12 protein-coding genes are annotated in these 14362 nt (G+C 63.5%); 9 read left to right on the forward strand and 3 right to left on the reverse strand.

The annotated features are described in order from the left end of the window. The first annotated feature begins 16 nt into the window (after window positions 1–16). Both ACI7M0_RS10435 and ACI7M0_RS10440 read left to right on the forward strand, forming a co-directional pair. Window positions 17–1429, forward strand: coding sequence for an aminotransferase (locus ACI7M0_RS10435; RefSeq protein ID WP_104961431.1), 1413 nt, complete (start codon window positions 17–19; stop codon window positions 1427–1429). Further along, window positions 1426–2325 carry a helix-turn-helix transcriptional regulator gene (locus ACI7M0_RS10440; RefSeq protein WP_129932058.1) on the forward strand — a complete coding sequence of 300 codons (900 nt, stop codon included), beginning with the start codon at window positions 1426–1428 and terminating at the stop codon, window positions 2323–2325. The genes ACI7M0_RS10435 and ACI7M0_RS10440 overlap by 4 nt, the downstream gene beginning before the upstream one ends. 132 nt (window positions 2326–2457) lie before the next feature. On the opposite strand, the gene catR is transcribed toward ACI7M0_RS10440, so the two are convergent. Beyond that, window positions 2458–3330 carry an HTH-type transcriptional regulator CatR gene (gene catR, locus ACI7M0_RS10445; protein WP_003256113.1) on the reverse strand — a complete coding sequence of 291 codons (873 nt, stop codon included), beginning with the start codon at window positions 3328–3330 and terminating at the stop codon, window positions 2458–2460. Window positions 3331–3465: 135 nt separating this feature from the next. Between catR and ACI7M0_RS10450 the strand changes: the two genes are divergently transcribed. The 5 genes from ACI7M0_RS10450 to ACI7M0_RS10470 all read left to right on the forward strand — a co-directional run bounded on the left by ACI7M0_RS10450 (window position 3466) and on the right by ACI7M0_RS10470 (window position 8746). Next, window positions 3466–4587, forward strand: coding sequence for a muconate cycloisomerase family protein (locus tag ACI7M0_RS10450; protein WP_129932057.1), 1122 nt, complete (start codon window positions 3466–3468; stop codon window positions 4585–4587). A gap of 17 nt (window positions 4588–4604) precedes the next feature. Continuing rightward, complete coding sequence (gene catC / locus ACI7M0_RS10455; protein WP_129932056.1) at window positions 4605–4895, forward strand: muconolactone Delta-isomerase; 291 nt, start codon at window positions 4605–4607, stop codon at window positions 4893–4895. A gap of 43 nt (window positions 4896–4938) precedes the next feature. Beyond that, window positions 4939–5874: a catechol 1,2-dioxygenase gene (gene catA, locus ACI7M0_RS10460; protein ID WP_104887790.1), complete on the forward strand. Its 936-nt coding sequence runs from the start codon at window positions 4939–4941 to the stop codon at window positions 5872–5874. A gap of 116 nt (window positions 5875–5990) precedes the next feature. Next, window positions 5991–6485, forward strand: a complete 495-nt coding sequence (locus tag ACI7M0_RS10465) for a GNAT family N-acetyltransferase (RefSeq protein ID WP_129932055.1) — start codon at window positions 5991–5993, stop codon at window positions 6483–6485. A 161-nt stretch (window positions 6486–6646) separates the two neighbouring features. Then, the gene (locus ACI7M0_RS10470; RefSeq protein ID WP_129932054.1) at window positions 6647–8746 is read left to right on the forward strand and encodes a bifunctional diguanylate cyclase/phosphodiesterase; all 2100 of its coding nucleotides are present in this window, start codon (window positions 6647–6649) and stop codon (window positions 8744–8746) included. A 14-nt stretch (window positions 8747–8760) separates the two neighbouring features. Here the strand turns inward: ACI7M0_RS10470 and ACI7M0_RS10475 are convergent, their stop codons facing one another. After that, window positions 8761–9585 (reverse strand): aldo/keto reductase, encoded by an 825-nt coding sequence (locus ACI7M0_RS10475; RefSeq protein ID WP_129932053.1) that lies wholly within the window; start codon window positions 9583–9585, stop codon window positions 8761–8763. 244 nt (window positions 9586–9829) lie between these two features. Between ACI7M0_RS10475 and ACI7M0_RS10480 the strand changes: the two genes are divergently transcribed. After that, window positions 9830–10708, forward strand: coding sequence for a DMT family transporter (locus tag ACI7M0_RS10480; protein WP_129932052.1), 879 nt, complete (start codon window positions 9830–9832; stop codon window positions 10706–10708). Between the two features lie 59 nt (window positions 10709–10767). On the opposite strand, the gene ACI7M0_RS10485 is transcribed toward ACI7M0_RS10480, so the two are convergent. Then, complete coding sequence (locus ACI7M0_RS10485; RefSeq protein WP_020192324.1) at window positions 10768–11673, reverse strand: LysR family transcriptional regulator; 906 nt, start codon at window positions 11671–11673, stop codon at window positions 10768–10770. Between the two features lie 386 nt (window positions 11674–12059). Between ACI7M0_RS10485 and katG the strand changes: the two genes are divergently transcribed. Further along, window positions 12060–14315 carry a catalase/peroxidase HPI gene (katG, locus tag ACI7M0_RS10490; RefSeq protein ID WP_104887789.1) on the forward strand — a complete coding sequence of 752 codons (2256 nt, stop codon included), beginning with the start codon at window positions 12060–12062 and terminating at the stop codon, window positions 14313–14315. Window positions 14316–14362 lie beyond the last annotated feature (47 nt).

Below are 14362 nucleotides of genomic sequence, written 5' to 3' on the forward strand. Positions count from 1 at the left end.
CGCCAAGGAGCTGCCCATGGCCACCCCAAGCAAAGCATTCGCCATTGCCCACGACCCACTGGTGGAAGCCGACAAGGCCCACTACATGCACGGCTACCATGTGTTCGACGAGCACCGCGAGCAAGGTGCGTTGAACATCGTCGCCGGTGAAGGCGCCTACATTCGCGACACCCACGGCAACCGTTTCCTTGATGCCGTCGGCGGCATGTGGTGCACCAACATCGGCCTGGGCCGCGAGGAAATGGCCCTGGCCATCGCAGACCAGGTGCGCCAGCTGGCGTATTCCAACCCGTTCTCCGACATGGCCAACGACGTGGCCATCGAACTGTGCCAGAAGCTTGCGCAGCTGGCGCCGGGCGACTTGAACCATGTGTTCCTCACCACCGGCGGCTCGACCGCTGTCGACACCGCCTACCGGCTGATCCAGTACTACCAGAACTGCCGAGGCAAGCCGCACAAGAAGCACATCATCGCCCGTTACAACGCTTACCATGGCTCCACCACCCTGACCATGTCGATTGGCAACAAGGCCGCCGACCGGGTGCCGGAGTTCGATTACCACCACGACCTGATCCACCACGTCTCCAACCCCAACCCGTACCGCGCGCCAGACGACATGGACGAGGCGGAGTTCCTCGACTTCCTGGTGGCCGAGTTCGAGGACAAGATCCTCTCGCTGGGTGCCGACAACGTGGCTGCATTCTTCGCCGAGCCGATCATGGGCTCGGGCGGGGTGATCATTCCGCCCGAGGGGTACTTCCAGCGCATGTGGCAGCTGTGCCAGACCTACGACATCCTGTTCGTCGCCGACGAAGTGGTGACCTCGTTCGGGCGCCTGGGCACCTTCTTCGCCAGCGAGGAACTGTTTGGCGTCATCCCTGACATCATCACCACCGCCAAAGGCCTGACCTCGGCGTACCTGCCGCTGGGTGCGTGTATTTTTTCCGAGCGCATCTGGCAAGTGATTGCCGAGCCGGGCAAGGGCCGTTGCTTCACCCACGGTTTTACCTACAGCGGCCACCCGGTGTGCTGCACGGCGGCGCTGAAGAACATCGAGATCATCGAGCGCGAGCAACTGCTCGATCATGTCAAGGACGTGGGGGGTTACCTTGAGCAACGCTTGCAGAGCCTGCGCGACCTGCCGCTGGTGGGGGATGTGCGCTGCATGAAGCTGATGGCCTGTGTCGAGTTCGTCGCCAACAAGGCCAGCAAGGCGCTGTTCGCCGATGAGGTGAACATCGGCGAGCGCATCCACAGCAAGGCGCAGGAAAAAGGGCTGCTGGTGCGCCCGATCATGCACCTGAACGTGATGTCGCCACCGTTGATCATCACCCATGCGCAGGTGGACGAGATCGTCGAGACCCTGCGCCAGTGCATCCTCGAAACCGCGCGTGAACTCACGGCGCTTGGCCTGTACCAAGGCCGATGAACCTGGCGCAAAGGGCTGTGCGCGGGCGTGCCTGGCAGGCTAGACTGCCGGGCATGACCCAGGCCTCCCCCGATACCCCGCTTACCCTCACAATGGGCGCGCTGCAGCAGTGGCACGTGGCGTTGCAGCGTGCCCTGGCCCATGGCGAAACCCCCGAGGCGCTGGGGTATGTGGCCGCTGCCATCGGCCAGTTGGTGCAGGTGGAGTCGATGATGATCAGCCTTGAGTGCCAGGGGCGGGCGCCGCAGTTGCTGTACCAGCAAGGCATTCCCGAACGGCATCGGGCCGCCGTGCTGGAGCGCTATTTCAGTGCCGGCTACCTGCTGGACCCTTTCTGCCTTGCCGTGCAAAGCGGCCTGGCCGAAGGCTTCTACCACCTGCAGGAAATCGCCCCCGACAACTTCTTCGACAGTGACTACTACAAGGCCTATTACCTGGGTACAGGTTGCAGTGAAGACAGCTACTACATCGTTGACCTCAGCGCAGGCCGCAAGCTGTCGCTGAGCCTGTTCCAGGGCTGCAGCGGCACGCGCCTGAATGCCGGGCAGGTCGACCTGTTGCGTGCGCTGGAGCCGATGGTGCGCGAACTGCTGGGGCGCTATGCCCGGTACAACCTGGAACCGGGCGCTGCATCAACCGAGCGCAGCAGCCTGCAGGCAGCGTTCGACAGCTTTGGCTGCCAGGTGCTGACCGACCGCGAGCGCGAAGTGGCCCACATGATCTTGCGCGGGCACTCGGTGAAATCTACTGCGCTGGAGTTGGGTATCTCGCCGGAGACCGTGCGCATGCACCGCAAGAACCTGTACATGAAGCTTGAGATCAACTCGCAATCGGAGTTGTTTGCACGGTTCATCGACTGGTTACGCGGTGATCATTTGCCGATGATTTCTGATTGACTGTCTTGAGCCCTGGCGATTCACGTGTCGCAGCATGAAACAGCTCAATGGGAGCATCCCTATACCGATGGGTATACGGGGCAGGCATAGGCAATAGGGCAGGGCTATACAGCCCCTGTGGGCATGGTGTGTTCATATGGCCTGTTGCTCGATCAACGCCAGGCACCGCTTCACGATCGGGCTTACATCACCCTTGCGCCGGCTGAGGATGATGGGGCTGACGGCGCCGCTATCAAGCAGGCCGACATACTCGATATCGGGACGGTGCTGCTGCTGTACCGATGCTGGCACCAGGGTCACCCCGACGCCAACCGCTACCAGGCCGATGGCGGTCTGCAGTTCGTTGGCCCATTGGCTGACACGAATGCTCATGCCGTGGTGGGCGAACAGCGCCAGCACGTGGTCGGCATAGCTGGGCCGGGGATTGGCCGGGTAGAGGATGAACGCTTCGCCAGCCAGCTGGGCAAGACTGAGCGGGCTGCCCGCCAGGGGGTGGCCCTTGGGCAGCACGGCCACCAGCGGGTCCTCGCACAGCACCTGCTGGTGAATCACCGGGTCGTCGATGCGAATGCGGCCGAAGCCAATGTCGATACGCCCGCTTTTCAGCGCCTCCACCTGTTGCAAGGTGGTCATTTCGTTCAGGCCCAGTTCCAGCTCGCTGTCCTGGCGCAGTTCGCGGATCAGCTCCGGCAGCACGGTGTACAGGGTAGAGGGCGCAAAACCGATGCCCAGCCACTGGCGCTGGCCCTGGCCGATGCGGCGGGTGTTGTCGCTGATGTTCTGCAACTGCTGCAGCACGGTGCAGGTCTGTTCGTAGAAGAAACGGCCGGCCTCGGTCAGCCGCAGCGGACGTTCGCGAACCACCAGCAGGGTGCCGAGCTGGTCCTCCAGCTGGCTGATCTGCCGGCTCAGGGGTGGCTGGGCGATGTGCAGCAGCTCGGCGGCGCGGGTGAAGTTCAGGGTCTCGGCCAAGACTTTGAAGTAACGCAGGTGGCGCAGCTCCATCAGACCTCCAGGGTATGGTGGGAGATTCATTTGATATTGGACGGTCGTCAGGGTCTCGCGCAATCCTTCAACAATCAAGTAAACGCATCACTCGGGCCTACGACTGTAAGCCCGACCTGACGGGACCTGGCAACAATGACAAGCGCGCTGATTGAACACATAGATGCAATTATCGTCGATCTCCCGACCATTCGCCCGCACAAGCTGGCGATGCACACCATGCAGCAGCAGACCCTGGTGGTATTGCGACTGCGCTGCAGCGATGGCGTGGAAGGCATCGGTGAAGCCACCACCATCGGTGGCCTGGCGTATGGCTACGAAAGCCCCGAAGGCATCAAGGCCAACATCGACGCGTACCTCGCCCCGGCGCTGATCGGCCTGCCGGCAGATAACATCAATGCCGCCATGCTCAAGCTGGACAAGCTGGCCAAGGGCAACACCTTCGCCAAGTCCGGCATCGAAAGCGCCTTGCTCGACGCCCAGGGCAAACGCCTGGGCCTGCCGGTCAGCGAACTGCTGGGTGGCCGCGTACGTGACAGCCTGGAGGTGGCCTGGACCCTGGCCAGCGGCGACACCGCCCGCGACATCGCCGAAGCCCAGCACATGCTGGACATTCGCCGGCACCGCGTGTTCAAGCTGAAAATCGGCGCCAACCCGGTAGCGCAGGACCTCAAGCACGTGGTCGCGATCAAGCGCGAGCTGGGTGACAGCGCCAGCGTGCGGGTCGACGTCAACCAGTACTGGGACGAGTCCCAGGCCATCCGCGCCTGCCAGGTATTGGGCGACAACGGCATCGACCTGATCGAGCAGCCGATTTCGCGCATCAACCGCGCAGGCCAGGTGCGCCTGAACCAGCGCAGCCCGGCACCGATCATGGCCGATGAGTCGATCGAAAGCGTCGAGGACGCCTTCAGCCTGGCCGCCGACGGCGCCGCCAGCATCTTCGCCCTGAAAATCGCCAAGAATGGTGGCCCGCGCGCGGTGCTGCGCACTGCACAGATCGCCGAGGCCGCTGGCATCGCCTTGTACGGCGGCACCATGCTCGAAGGTTCGATCGGCACCCTGGCTTCGGCCCATGCATTCCTCACCCTGCGCCAGCTCACCTGGGGTACAGAGCTGTTCGGGCCGCTGCTGCTGACCGAGGAGATCGTCAACGAGCCGCCGCAATACCGCGACTTCCAGCTGCACATCCCCCATACCCCAGGCCTGGGCCTGACGTTGGACGAACAGCGCCTGGCGCGCTTCGCTCGTCGCTGACAAGCAAGGAGATAACCATGTTGTTCCACGTGAAGATGACCGTGAGGCTGCCGGTCGACATGGACCCGGCCAAGGCCGCCCAGCTCAAGGCCGACGAAAAGGAACTGGCCCAGCGCCTGCAGCGCGAAGGCATCTGGCGTCACCTGTGGCGCATTGCCGGGCATTACGCCAACTACAGCGTGTTCGATGTGCCCAGCGTCGAGGCGTTGCATGACACGCTGATGCAGCTGCCGCTGTTCCCGTACATGGATATTGAGGTCGACGGCCTGTGTCGGCATCCCTCGTCTATTCACAGCGACGATCGCTGATTCGCACCTGTATGCCTGACAAGAACAATACGAGGTAAGCACGATGACCGTGAAAATTTCCCACACTGCCGATATTCAAGCCTTCTTCAACCGGGTGGCTGGCCTGGACCATGCCGAAGGAAACCCGCGCTTCAAGCAGATCATTCTGCGTGTGCTGCAAGACACTGCTCGCCTGGTCGAAGACCTGGAAATCACCGAGGACGAGTTCTGGCACGCCGTCGACTACCTCAACCGCCTGGGTGGCCGTAACGAGGCAGGCCTGCTGGCTGCTGGCCTGGGCATCGAGCACTTCCTCGACCTGCTGCAGGATGCCAAGGATGCCGAAGCCGGCCTTGGCGGCGGCACCCCGCGCACCATCGAAGGCCCGCTGTACGTTGCCGGGGCGCCGCTGGCCCAGGGCGAAGCGCGCATGGACGACGGCACTGACCCAGGCGTGGTGATGTTCCTTCAGGGCCAGGTGTTCGATGCCGACGGCAAGCCGTTGGCCGGTGCCACCGTCGACCTGTGGCACGCCAATACCCAGGGCACCTATTCGTACTTCGATTCGACCCAGTCCGAGTTCAACCTGCGTCGGCGTATCATCACCGATGCCGAGGGCCGCTACCGCGCGCGCTCGATCGTGCCGTCCGGGTATGGCTGCGACCCGCAGGGCCCAACCCAGGAATGCCTGGACCTGCTCGGTCGCCACGGCCAGCGCCCGGCGCACGTGCACTTCTTCATCTCGGCACCGGGGCACCGCCACCTGACCACGCAGATCAACTTTGCTGGCGACAAGTATCTGTGGGACGACTTTGCCTATGCCACCCGCGACGGGCTGATCGGCGAACTGCGTTTTGTCGAGGATGCGGCGGCGGCGCGCGACCGCGGCGTGCAAGGCGAGCGCTTTGCCGAGTTGTCATTCGACTTCCGCTTACAGGGTGCCAAGTCGCCTGACGCCGAGGCGCGAAGCCATCGGCCGCGGGCGTTGCAGGAGGGCTGAGTTCGAGGTTATGTCACTGTGATTTTGCCTGGGGCTTTCCGTGCGGGGAGGCCTCGGGCTTTTTGTCGCCAGGGGCGGGTGATCTAGAATCGTCTTTTTGTTCAGGCCCCCACACCATGCTCCCCATCGCGCTGCTGCCAGCCACCATCGACCAGGCGTCGCTGATCCGCAATCTCTACCAGTTCTATTGCTACGAGTCCTCCGACTGGGAGCAGGAAGACGTCGAGGCGGACGGCCGTTTCTACATCCACGAGGAGCACCTGCAACGCTACTGGCAGGACGACGGCTGGGGCGCGTATCTGGTGCTGGTGGACGGCTTCATCGCCGGCTTCGTGCTGGTCGAGCGCAGCGAGCTGCCTGGCATCGTTGCGCAGGAGCTTGCCGACCTGTTCATCTTGAAGAAGTACCGTCGCCAGGGCATCGGCCGAGCGGTGGCGTTGCAGTTGCTGGGGGGCGAGGGTGACTGGCTGCTGCGTTGCTACGCACAGGATCTGCCCGCCGTGGCTTTCTGCAATGCCGTGCTGGCGAGCCTGCCGCGGCCGGCGCAGGCTATCGCCCTGGGGGATGAGCCTGACTTGCTCAATTTCCTGGTGACCGGCACCCGCCATTGAGGGCGGGGCGCTTTCGTTCGTCCAGATAAGGGATAGCGCCATTTTTGTGACGTGCTTCACAAAATGCTCGCGAGCGGCATAATGCCATCATCGCTTTCCAAGACCCGGCCGCCGCTTGCCGGGGTCCCTTTTCATGCGCTTCGAAGGTTCAGGTAAAGTTCATGTCGCTCGCAGCAAACCCCGACATCATGTACCGGCTGTTGATCCAGAGCGTGGTGGATTATGCCATCTACCTGCTCACCCCTGAAGGTATCGTCGCCAACTGGAACCCCGGCGCCCAGCGCGCCAAGGGGTACCGTGCCGAGGAAATCGTCGGCCAGCACTACTCGCTGTTCTACACCGATGCCGAGCGCGCAGCCGGGTTGCCGGCATTCAACCTGGAGCAGGCGCGCAGCACCGGACGCTTTGAGGAAACGGGTGCACGGCTGCGCAAGGACGGCACGGCCTTCCACGCCCATGTGGTCATCGAAGCGGTTTACGACGATGCCGGGCAACTGGTGGGTTTCGCCAAGGTCACCCGCGACATTTCCGAACGCCACCGCCAGGAGCTCGAATTGCTGCAGGCCAAAGAGCTGGCCGAGCAGTACAGCCAGGAAATGGCCAAGCTGTCGCAGTTTCTCGATTCGGTCATTGCCAACATTCCCGCGAGCGTCATCGTCCAGGACCTGGAAAGCCAGCGCATCCTGTTGGCCAATCAGCAGGCCGAACGCCTGTTCGGCGGGCCTCAGCACAGCATGATCGGCCAGTTGCCCAGGGAATGCCTGGCAGCGGCTGCCGGTGACTATCTGGAGCAGCAATTCGTGCGGGGTGCCCGCAGTACCAAGGGGCACGCCGCCGAAACCCGCGTCGACACCGCCCGCGGCCCACGCACACTGCGTAGCCGTACCCTGCTCAGTCAAAACCGCGAAGGGCAGGCCGATTACGTGTTGTTCGTGGCCGAAGACGCCACCGAAGAGCTGGCCGCCCATGCGCAGATCCACCACATGGCGCACCATGACGCGCTCACCGGGTTGCCCAACCGTACGCTGTTCCACGAACGGCTGCGCCAGGCCCTGTTGCGCGGCAGCGAAAACACCAAGCTGACCGCTGCCCTGTGCCTGGACCTGGACAACTTCAAGAACATCAACGACTCCCTTGGCCATGCCTTTGGTGACAAGCTGCTACGCGAGTTGGGCAAGCGTCTGCGCCGCGAACTGCGTGAGCACGACACCTTGGCCCGCCTGGGTGGCGACGAGTTCGCCGTGGTGCTGACGGGCCTGGAGGGGCGGGATGCCGCGTGCAATACCGCGCAGCGCCTGATCAAGGCCATCAGCCCGCCGTTCCGGATCGAAGGGCATCAGTTCGCGGTGGGGGTGAGCATCGGCATCGCCATCGCGCCTGATGACCATGACCAGGCAGAGCAACTGCTGGGCTACGCCGACATGGCGCTGTACCAGGCCAAGCGTAACGGCCGTAATCGTTATGAATGCTTCGATGTCGAACTGGACGTTGCCGCCCGCCAGCGCCGTCTGGTGGAAACCGACCTGCGCACAGCGCTGCACCTGGGGCAGTTGCAGTTGCACTACCAGCCGGTAGTCGATCATCAGACCAGCAGCGTTACCGGTTATGAGGCGCTGCTGCGCTGGGAACACCCGACCCGTGGCATGGTCATGCCGATGGACTTCATCCCCATTGCCGAAGAAACCGGGTTGATCCACGAGTTGGGCAACCGTGCGCTGAACCTGGCCTGCCAGGAGGCGGCCAGTTGGGACAGTGAGCAGACGGTGTCGGTCAACCTGTCGGCGGTGCAGTTCAAGAACGGCGATCTGGTGCATACCGTCGCCCTCGCGCTGGCCGACTCGGGCCTGCCGGCGCAGCGGCTGGAGCTGGAAATTACCGAGTCGGTACTGCTGGGCAACAGCGAGGAGAACGTGCGCACCTTGCGCGCGCTGAAAGACCTGGGCGTGTCCATTTCACTGGATGACTTTGGTACCGGCTACTCATCGTTGGGCTACCTGCGTTCGTTCCCGTTCGACCGGATCAAGATCGACAAGTCGTTCGTGCATGACATGTGCGACAGCCGCGAGGCCATGTCGATCATTCGCGCCATTACCGAGCTGTCCAACAGCCTGATGATCAAGATCACGGCTGAAGGCGTGGAGTCGGAGGAGCAGATGCGCCGGCTCGCGGCGGAAGGCTGTTCGCACTTCCAGGGCTACTTTTACGGGCGGCCGGCACCGGCGAGCGAGCGGTTGAAGCAGGTCATCACCCAAGAACAATGACTTGCGCGGCGACCTCAGCTGTTCCAGTCCGGGGCAAACGGCGGGCTAACCACGCGCTGGTCTTTCGGCAGCCCGGCAATGGCTGTGCGGTCTTCGTCATCCAACTGCACGGTCAACGCGGCCAGGTTGGCCAGCTGGTTTTCGCGGCTGCTGGCTTTGGGGATCGCCGCCACGCCGTCCTGGTCCAGCAGCCATTTCAGCGCCACCTGGCTGGGCAGCACGCCATGCTTGCGGGCGATCGCCTGGATCACCGGCTGCGCCGCTGCCTGGCCGCGTGCCAGCGGGGTATAGGCGGTGAGCAACAAATCATGGCTGCGGGCGAAGTCGAGTAGCGGTTGCTGGCTGAGCAGAACATGGTATTCCACCTGAATCGCCGACAACGGCGCACCCAGGGTTTCCACCACCTGGCGCAGTAACCCCAACGGGAAGTTGGCCACGCCAATGTGGCGCGCCTTGCCTTCGTCACGCAGGGCTACCAGGGTGTCGATGCTGCGGGCCAGGTCCCAGTCCGTGCCTGGCCAGTGGATGTGGAACAGGTCGACCTGTTCGGTACCCAGCGCGCGCAGGCTGTCTTCCAGCGACTGACGCATGGCTTTGGGCTCCAGGCGGTCCCACCAGACCTTGGTGGTCAGGTGGATCTGCTCGCGTGGCACGTCGCTGTCGCGCAGCGCCTGGCCAACGGCCGCTTCGTTTTCGTAGGCGGTGGCGGTGTCGATGTGCCGGTAACCCACGTCCAGTGCCTGGCGCACGGCCTGGGTGCATTCACTGCCGGTCATTGGCCAGGTGCCCAGGCCGATGGCGGGCAGGTCCAGGCCTGTGCGGGTGCTGAGCCTTTGCATGTAAATTCCTTGTAGGGTGTGCAGGGTCGGTCGATGGTCGGCGATCAACCGTGTACGGGCCATGCAGACAAGGTGGAAAGTGGTCGATCAGCGAACAGAAATTGCACTTGGCCGGGGCAAGCGGCAAATGAACTTCCTTATTCTGCGCCATCTCTTCTAGAATCCCAGCTGTTACATCCGCCAGGCAATGCCTGCGCGGCCTTCCTTGGGCGAGGCATGTTGCCCCGCCGTCATCGAGAGAGCCATGAGTTCCAGCACACCGCTGTCCGGCGTCAACCAACCCCTGCGCGGCATCGCGTTGGTGGTGGTGGCGACGTTCCTGTTCGCCAGCCACGATGCCTTGTCCAAATTCCTGGGTGGCCTGTACCCGATAGTCATGGTGGTGTGGGCGCGTTATGTGGTGCACACGTTGCTGATGGCCGGCATCTTCCTGCCCAAGTCTGGGCTCAACGTATTGCGCACCCGCCGGCCGGTATTGCAGACCTTGCGGGCCCTGAGCCTGCTGAGCACCAGCCTGCTGTTCACGACCGGCTTGCAATACCTGCCACTGGCCGAGGCCACGGCCGTCAACTTCCTTGCCCCGGTGCTGGTCACCGCGTTGTCGGCTCCGCTGCTCAAAGAGCGAGTGACAGCGGGGCAGTGGGTGGCGGTGGTGATGGGCTTTATCGGCGTGCTGGTGGTGGTGCACCCTGGCGGGGCGATGTTTACCCCGGCCATTCTGTATCCGTTCGGTTCGGCATTGGGCTTCTGCTTCTATCAGTTGCTGACGCGGATTCTGGCGGCGCATGACAGCCCGACCACCAGCAACTTCTATGCGGGGTTGTGCAACACCTTGGCAATGAGTGCGCTGGTGCCGTTCTTCTGGGAGGTGCCGCGCTGGGACCATGCCCTGTTGATGCTGGCACTGGGCGGCTTTGGCATGACTGCGCACCTGCTGTTGACCCAGGCCTTCCGCCATGCGGCGCCGGCGTTGCTGGCGCCGTTCAGCTATTGCCAGATCGTGTTTGCCGGGTTGCTTGGCTTCGTGGTGTACAGCCAGGTGCCGGATACCCTGAGCCTGGTGGGGATTTTGGTGATCTGCCTCAGTGGGCTTGGTGCAGCCTGGATGCAGCGCGGCAAATAGCAGCCGCGTGCTTCAGGCTGTACGACCGGTAGGCGCAGCGTTGCGCTGCGAAGAGGACATCACTGCGTGGCCATGAACTGCAGGATGCGGTCGCGCAGCCAGCGCTCGGCGGGGTCGTTGTCCTGGGCGCCGCTCCAGACCATCGACAGCTCGGCCTCGGTGATATCGAACGGCGCCGGGTCGGCGCGCAGGCTGCCGTCGTCGGCGAGGGCACAAGCGGCATAGTCCGGCACGGTGGCGATCAGCTCGGTGTTGCGCAGCAGGGCACGCAGGCTACCGAACTGCGGCACCGCCAGCACCACCTTGCGGCAACGCCCGATGCGTGCCAGGTCGAGGTCGATGTTGCCGCTCATGTCACCGGAGAACGACACCATCACATGCGGGCGGGCGCAGTATTCGTCGAGGGTCAGCGGCCCCGGGCGGTCGTCGGCGCGCAGCACCCGTACACCGATGTCGCGCAGTTTGCGGCGTTTGGCGGTGGCCGGCAGGTCGGTGGTATAGCTCACACCTACCGAGATCTCGCCGCTGGCCAGAAGGCCCGGCATCAGCAGGAAATTGGCCCGCCGCACTACCACGCTAATGGCGGGGGCTTCTTCACGCAGGGCCTGCAGCAGGGCCGGAAACAGGCCGAACTCGGCATCGTCAGAAAGGCCCAGGCGGAACACGTTGCAGCTGTTGGCCGGGTCGAACTCGCGGGCGCGGCTGATGGCAGCGGAAATCACGTCCATGGCCGGGCCCAGTTCAGCAAAGATCTGCATGGCCCGTGGGGTGGGTTCCATGGCCCGGCCGCTGCGGATCAGCAGCGGGTCGTCGAACAGCTCGCGCAGGCGGGCGAGGGCGGCGCTGACGGTGGATTGGGTGATAAACAGCTTTTCACCCACGCGGGTCAGGTTGCGTTCGATCATCAGGGCTTCGAACAGCACCAGCAGGTTCATGTCGACGCGGCGCAGGTCGTTGCGGTTCATGAGGGCTCGGCGTCCTGGGCAAAGGGTATGGCTGTGTATTGAAGCATGGCGCGGGGCCTTGTGCCTTGTATGGATGTGCCGGCCTCATCGCGGGCTTGACCGCGATGAGGCCGATACAGGCCTGCGCTTGACAGAGCCAGCCTATCAGGCTCCAACAGCCACTCTATTAGACCTCTGCCCAAGCTCGGCTAGTCTTTCTCGTGGCCCCGCGAATTCCGCGACAGGGCAGCGCGTCAGCACCTGCGTGCAAGACCGTGCCCCCCCGCCGTGACAGCTTCGCAAGCCCCATGTACACCTGATGAGGGGTAGTACGAGCCCACCCGCTCGGCTGAAAGAACACTGGCATAGACCGGAAATCTGGATAACCGACCCAAAGGTACCCGCAGATGTCGAACGAATCGAAATGCCCGTTCCATCAAACCGCAGGTGGCGGCACCACCAACCGTGACTGGTGGCCTGACCAGCTCAACCTGAGAATTCTTCACCAGCATTCCTCCAAGTCCAGCCCCGACCCGGACTTCGACTATGCCAAGGCGTTCAAGAGCCTCGACTTTCAGGCCCTGAAGAAAGACCTCACCGCCTTGATGACCGACTCGCAGGATTGGTGGCCGGCCGACTTCGGCCACTACGGCCCGCTGTTCATCCGCATGGCCTGGCATAGCGCCGGCACCTACCGCATTGGTGATGGCCGCGGTGGTGCGGGCTCTGGCCAGCAACGCTTCGCCCCGCTCAACAGCTGGCCGGACAACGTCAGCCTGGACAAGGCCCGGCGCCTGCTGTGGCCGATCAAGCAGAAGTACGGCAACAAGATTTCCTGGGCCGACCTGATCGTACTCACCGGTAATGTTGCCCTCGAATCCATGGGCTTCAAGACCTTCGGCTTCTCCGGCGGGCGTGCCGATGTGTGGGAGCCGGACGAAGACGTGTACTGGGGGTCGGAAAAGGTCTGGCTGGGCGGCGATACCCGTTACGGCAAGGATCAGGTCAAGGCGCAGCCGCCGGGGCAGGGTGACCTGGTGGCCGAGCCGGCCAAGCATGGTGAAGAGCAGAATCGCGACCTGTCGGCCGAGCGTAACCTGGAAAACCCGCTGGCCGCCGTGCAGATGGGCCTGATCTACGTGAACCCGGAAGGCCCGGAAGGTAACCCCGACCCTGTGGCCTCGGGCAAGGACATCCGTGAAACCTTTGGCCGCATGGCCATGAACGATGAAGAAACCGTGGCCTTGATCGCCGGTGGCCACGCGTTCGGCAAGACCCATGGTGCCGGCCCCGCCGACAACGTCGGCCCCGAGCCGGAAGCGGCAGGCCTGGAGATGCAGGGCCTGGGCTGGCACAACACGTTTGGCTCCGGCAAAGGCGGGGATACCATCACCAGTGGCCTGGAAGTGACCTGGACCTCCACCCCGACCCGGTGGAGCAACGAGTACCTGAATAACCTGTTCGACTTTGAGTGGGAGTTGACCAAAAGCCCGGCCGGCGCGCACCAGTGGCGGCCGAAAGACGGCAAAGGCGCAGGCATGGTGCCCGATGCACACGATCCCGGTAAAAGGCATGCACCGTCGATGTTGACCTCCGACCTGGCATTGCGCTTCGACCCCATCTACGAGCCGATCGCCCGCCGTTTCAAAGACAACCCTGACCAGTTGGCGGATGCGTTCGCCCGTGCATGGTACAAGCTGATCCACCGCGACATGGGCCCGCTGGCGCGCTATCTGGGCCCGGAAATGCCCAATGAAGAGTTGCTGTGGCAAGACCCGTTGCCCAAAGCTGACCCATCCACGATCAGCGAGCAAGACATCGCGACCCTCAAGGCCAGGATCCTGGCCTCGGGTTTGAGCGTGGGCGAACTGGTCTCCACCGCCTGGGCATCCGCGTCGACCTTCCGCGGCTCCGACAAGCGCGGTGGTGCCAACGGCGCGCGTTTGCGCTTGGCGCCACAGAAGGACTGGGCTGCAAACCAGGGCGTGGACAAGGTGCTGGCGGCATTGGAGAAGATCCAGGGCGAGTTCAACAGCAGCGGCAAGAAGGTTTCCCTGGCTGACCTGATCGTGCTGGCCGGTACCGCGGCAGTCGAAAAAGCTGCCAAGGATGCGGGCTACAGCGGCAGCGTAGGGTTCCGTCCGGGCCGAGTCGATGCGTCCCAGGAGCAGACCGACGTCGAGTCGTTCGCCGTGCTGGAACCGCTGGCCGATGGCTTCCGCAACTTCACCAAGGCACGCTACAGCGTCAAGGCCGAGAAACTGTTGCTGGACAAGGCGCAGTTGCTGACCTTGACCGCGCCAGAGCTGACCGTGCTGATCGGTGGCCTGCGGGTGCTCGGTGCCAACCATGGTGGTAGCAAACTCGGCGTGTTCACCGACAAGCCGGGGACGCTGAGCAACGACTTCTTCCGCAACTTGCTGGATATGAGCGTGGAGTGGAAGCCGACCTCGGCGGACAACGAAACCTTTGAAGGCCGCGACCGCAAGACCGGGCAGGTGAAGTGGAGCGGTAGCCGGGTCGATCTGGTGTTCGGTTCGCATGCCCAGTTGCGGGCGTTGAGCGAGGTGTATGCCAGCAGTGATGGCGGTGACAAGTTTGTCCGGGACTTTGTGGCCGCCTGGCAGAAGGTCATGGAGCTGGACCGCTTTGATCTGAAATAGCGTTGCCTGGCGGGGGGGCGCTCAGCGCCCCCTTGGCCAGTGGTCAT

It is taken from the genome of Pseudomonas sp. 10(2024) (assembly GCF_045164175.1).
In the GTDB taxonomy this organism is placed as follows: Bacteria; Pseudomonadota; Gammaproteobacteria; order Pseudomonadales; family Pseudomonadaceae; genus Aquipseudomonas; species Aquipseudomonas alloputida.

Excerpts from the sequence above, each read along its gene's own strand:
- ACI7M0_RS10435 (WP_104961431.1), top strand. The coding sequence starts at position 17 with ATGGCCACCCCAAGCAAAGCATTCGCCATTGCCCACGACCCACTGGTG.
- ACI7M0_RS10440 (WP_129932058.1), top strand. The coding sequence starts at position 1,426 with ATGAACCTGGCGCAAAGGGCTGTGCGCGGGCGTGCCTGGCAGGCTAGA.
- catR (WP_003256113.1), bottom strand. The coding sequence starts at position 3,330 with ATGGAGCTGCGCCACCTGCGTTACTTCAAAGTCTTGGCCGAGACCCTG.
- ACI7M0_RS10450 (WP_129932057.1), top strand. The coding sequence starts at position 3,466 with ATGACAAGCGCGCTGATTGAACACATAGATGCAATTATCGTCGATCTC.
- catC (WP_129932056.1), top strand. The coding sequence starts at position 4,605 with ATGTTGTTCCACGTGAAGATGACCGTGAGGCTGCCGGTCGACATGGAC.
- catA (WP_104887790.1), top strand. The coding sequence starts at position 4,939 with ATGACCGTGAAAATTTCCCACACTGCCGATATTCAAGCCTTCTTCAAC.
- ACI7M0_RS10465 (WP_129932055.1), top strand. The coding sequence starts at position 5,991 with ATGCTCCCCATCGCGCTGCTGCCAGCCACCATCGACCAGGCGTCGCTG.
- ACI7M0_RS10470 (WP_129932054.1), top strand. The coding sequence starts at position 6,647 with ATGTCGCTCGCAGCAAACCCCGACATCATGTACCGGCTGTTGATCCAG.
- ACI7M0_RS10475 (WP_129932053.1), bottom strand. The coding sequence starts at position 9,585 with ATGCAAAGGCTCAGCACCCGCACAGGCCTGGACCTGCCCGCCATCGGC.
- ACI7M0_RS10480 (WP_129932052.1), top strand. The coding sequence starts at position 9,830 with ATGAGTTCCAGCACACCGCTGTCCGGCGTCAACCAACCCCTGCGCGGC.
- ACI7M0_RS10485 (WP_020192324.1), bottom strand. The coding sequence starts at position 11,673 with ATGAACCGCAACGACCTGCGCCGCGTCGACATGAACCTGCTGGTGCTG.
- katG (WP_104887789.1), top strand. The coding sequence starts at position 12,060 with ATGTCGAACGAATCGAAATGCCCGTTCCATCAAACCGCAGGTGGCGGC.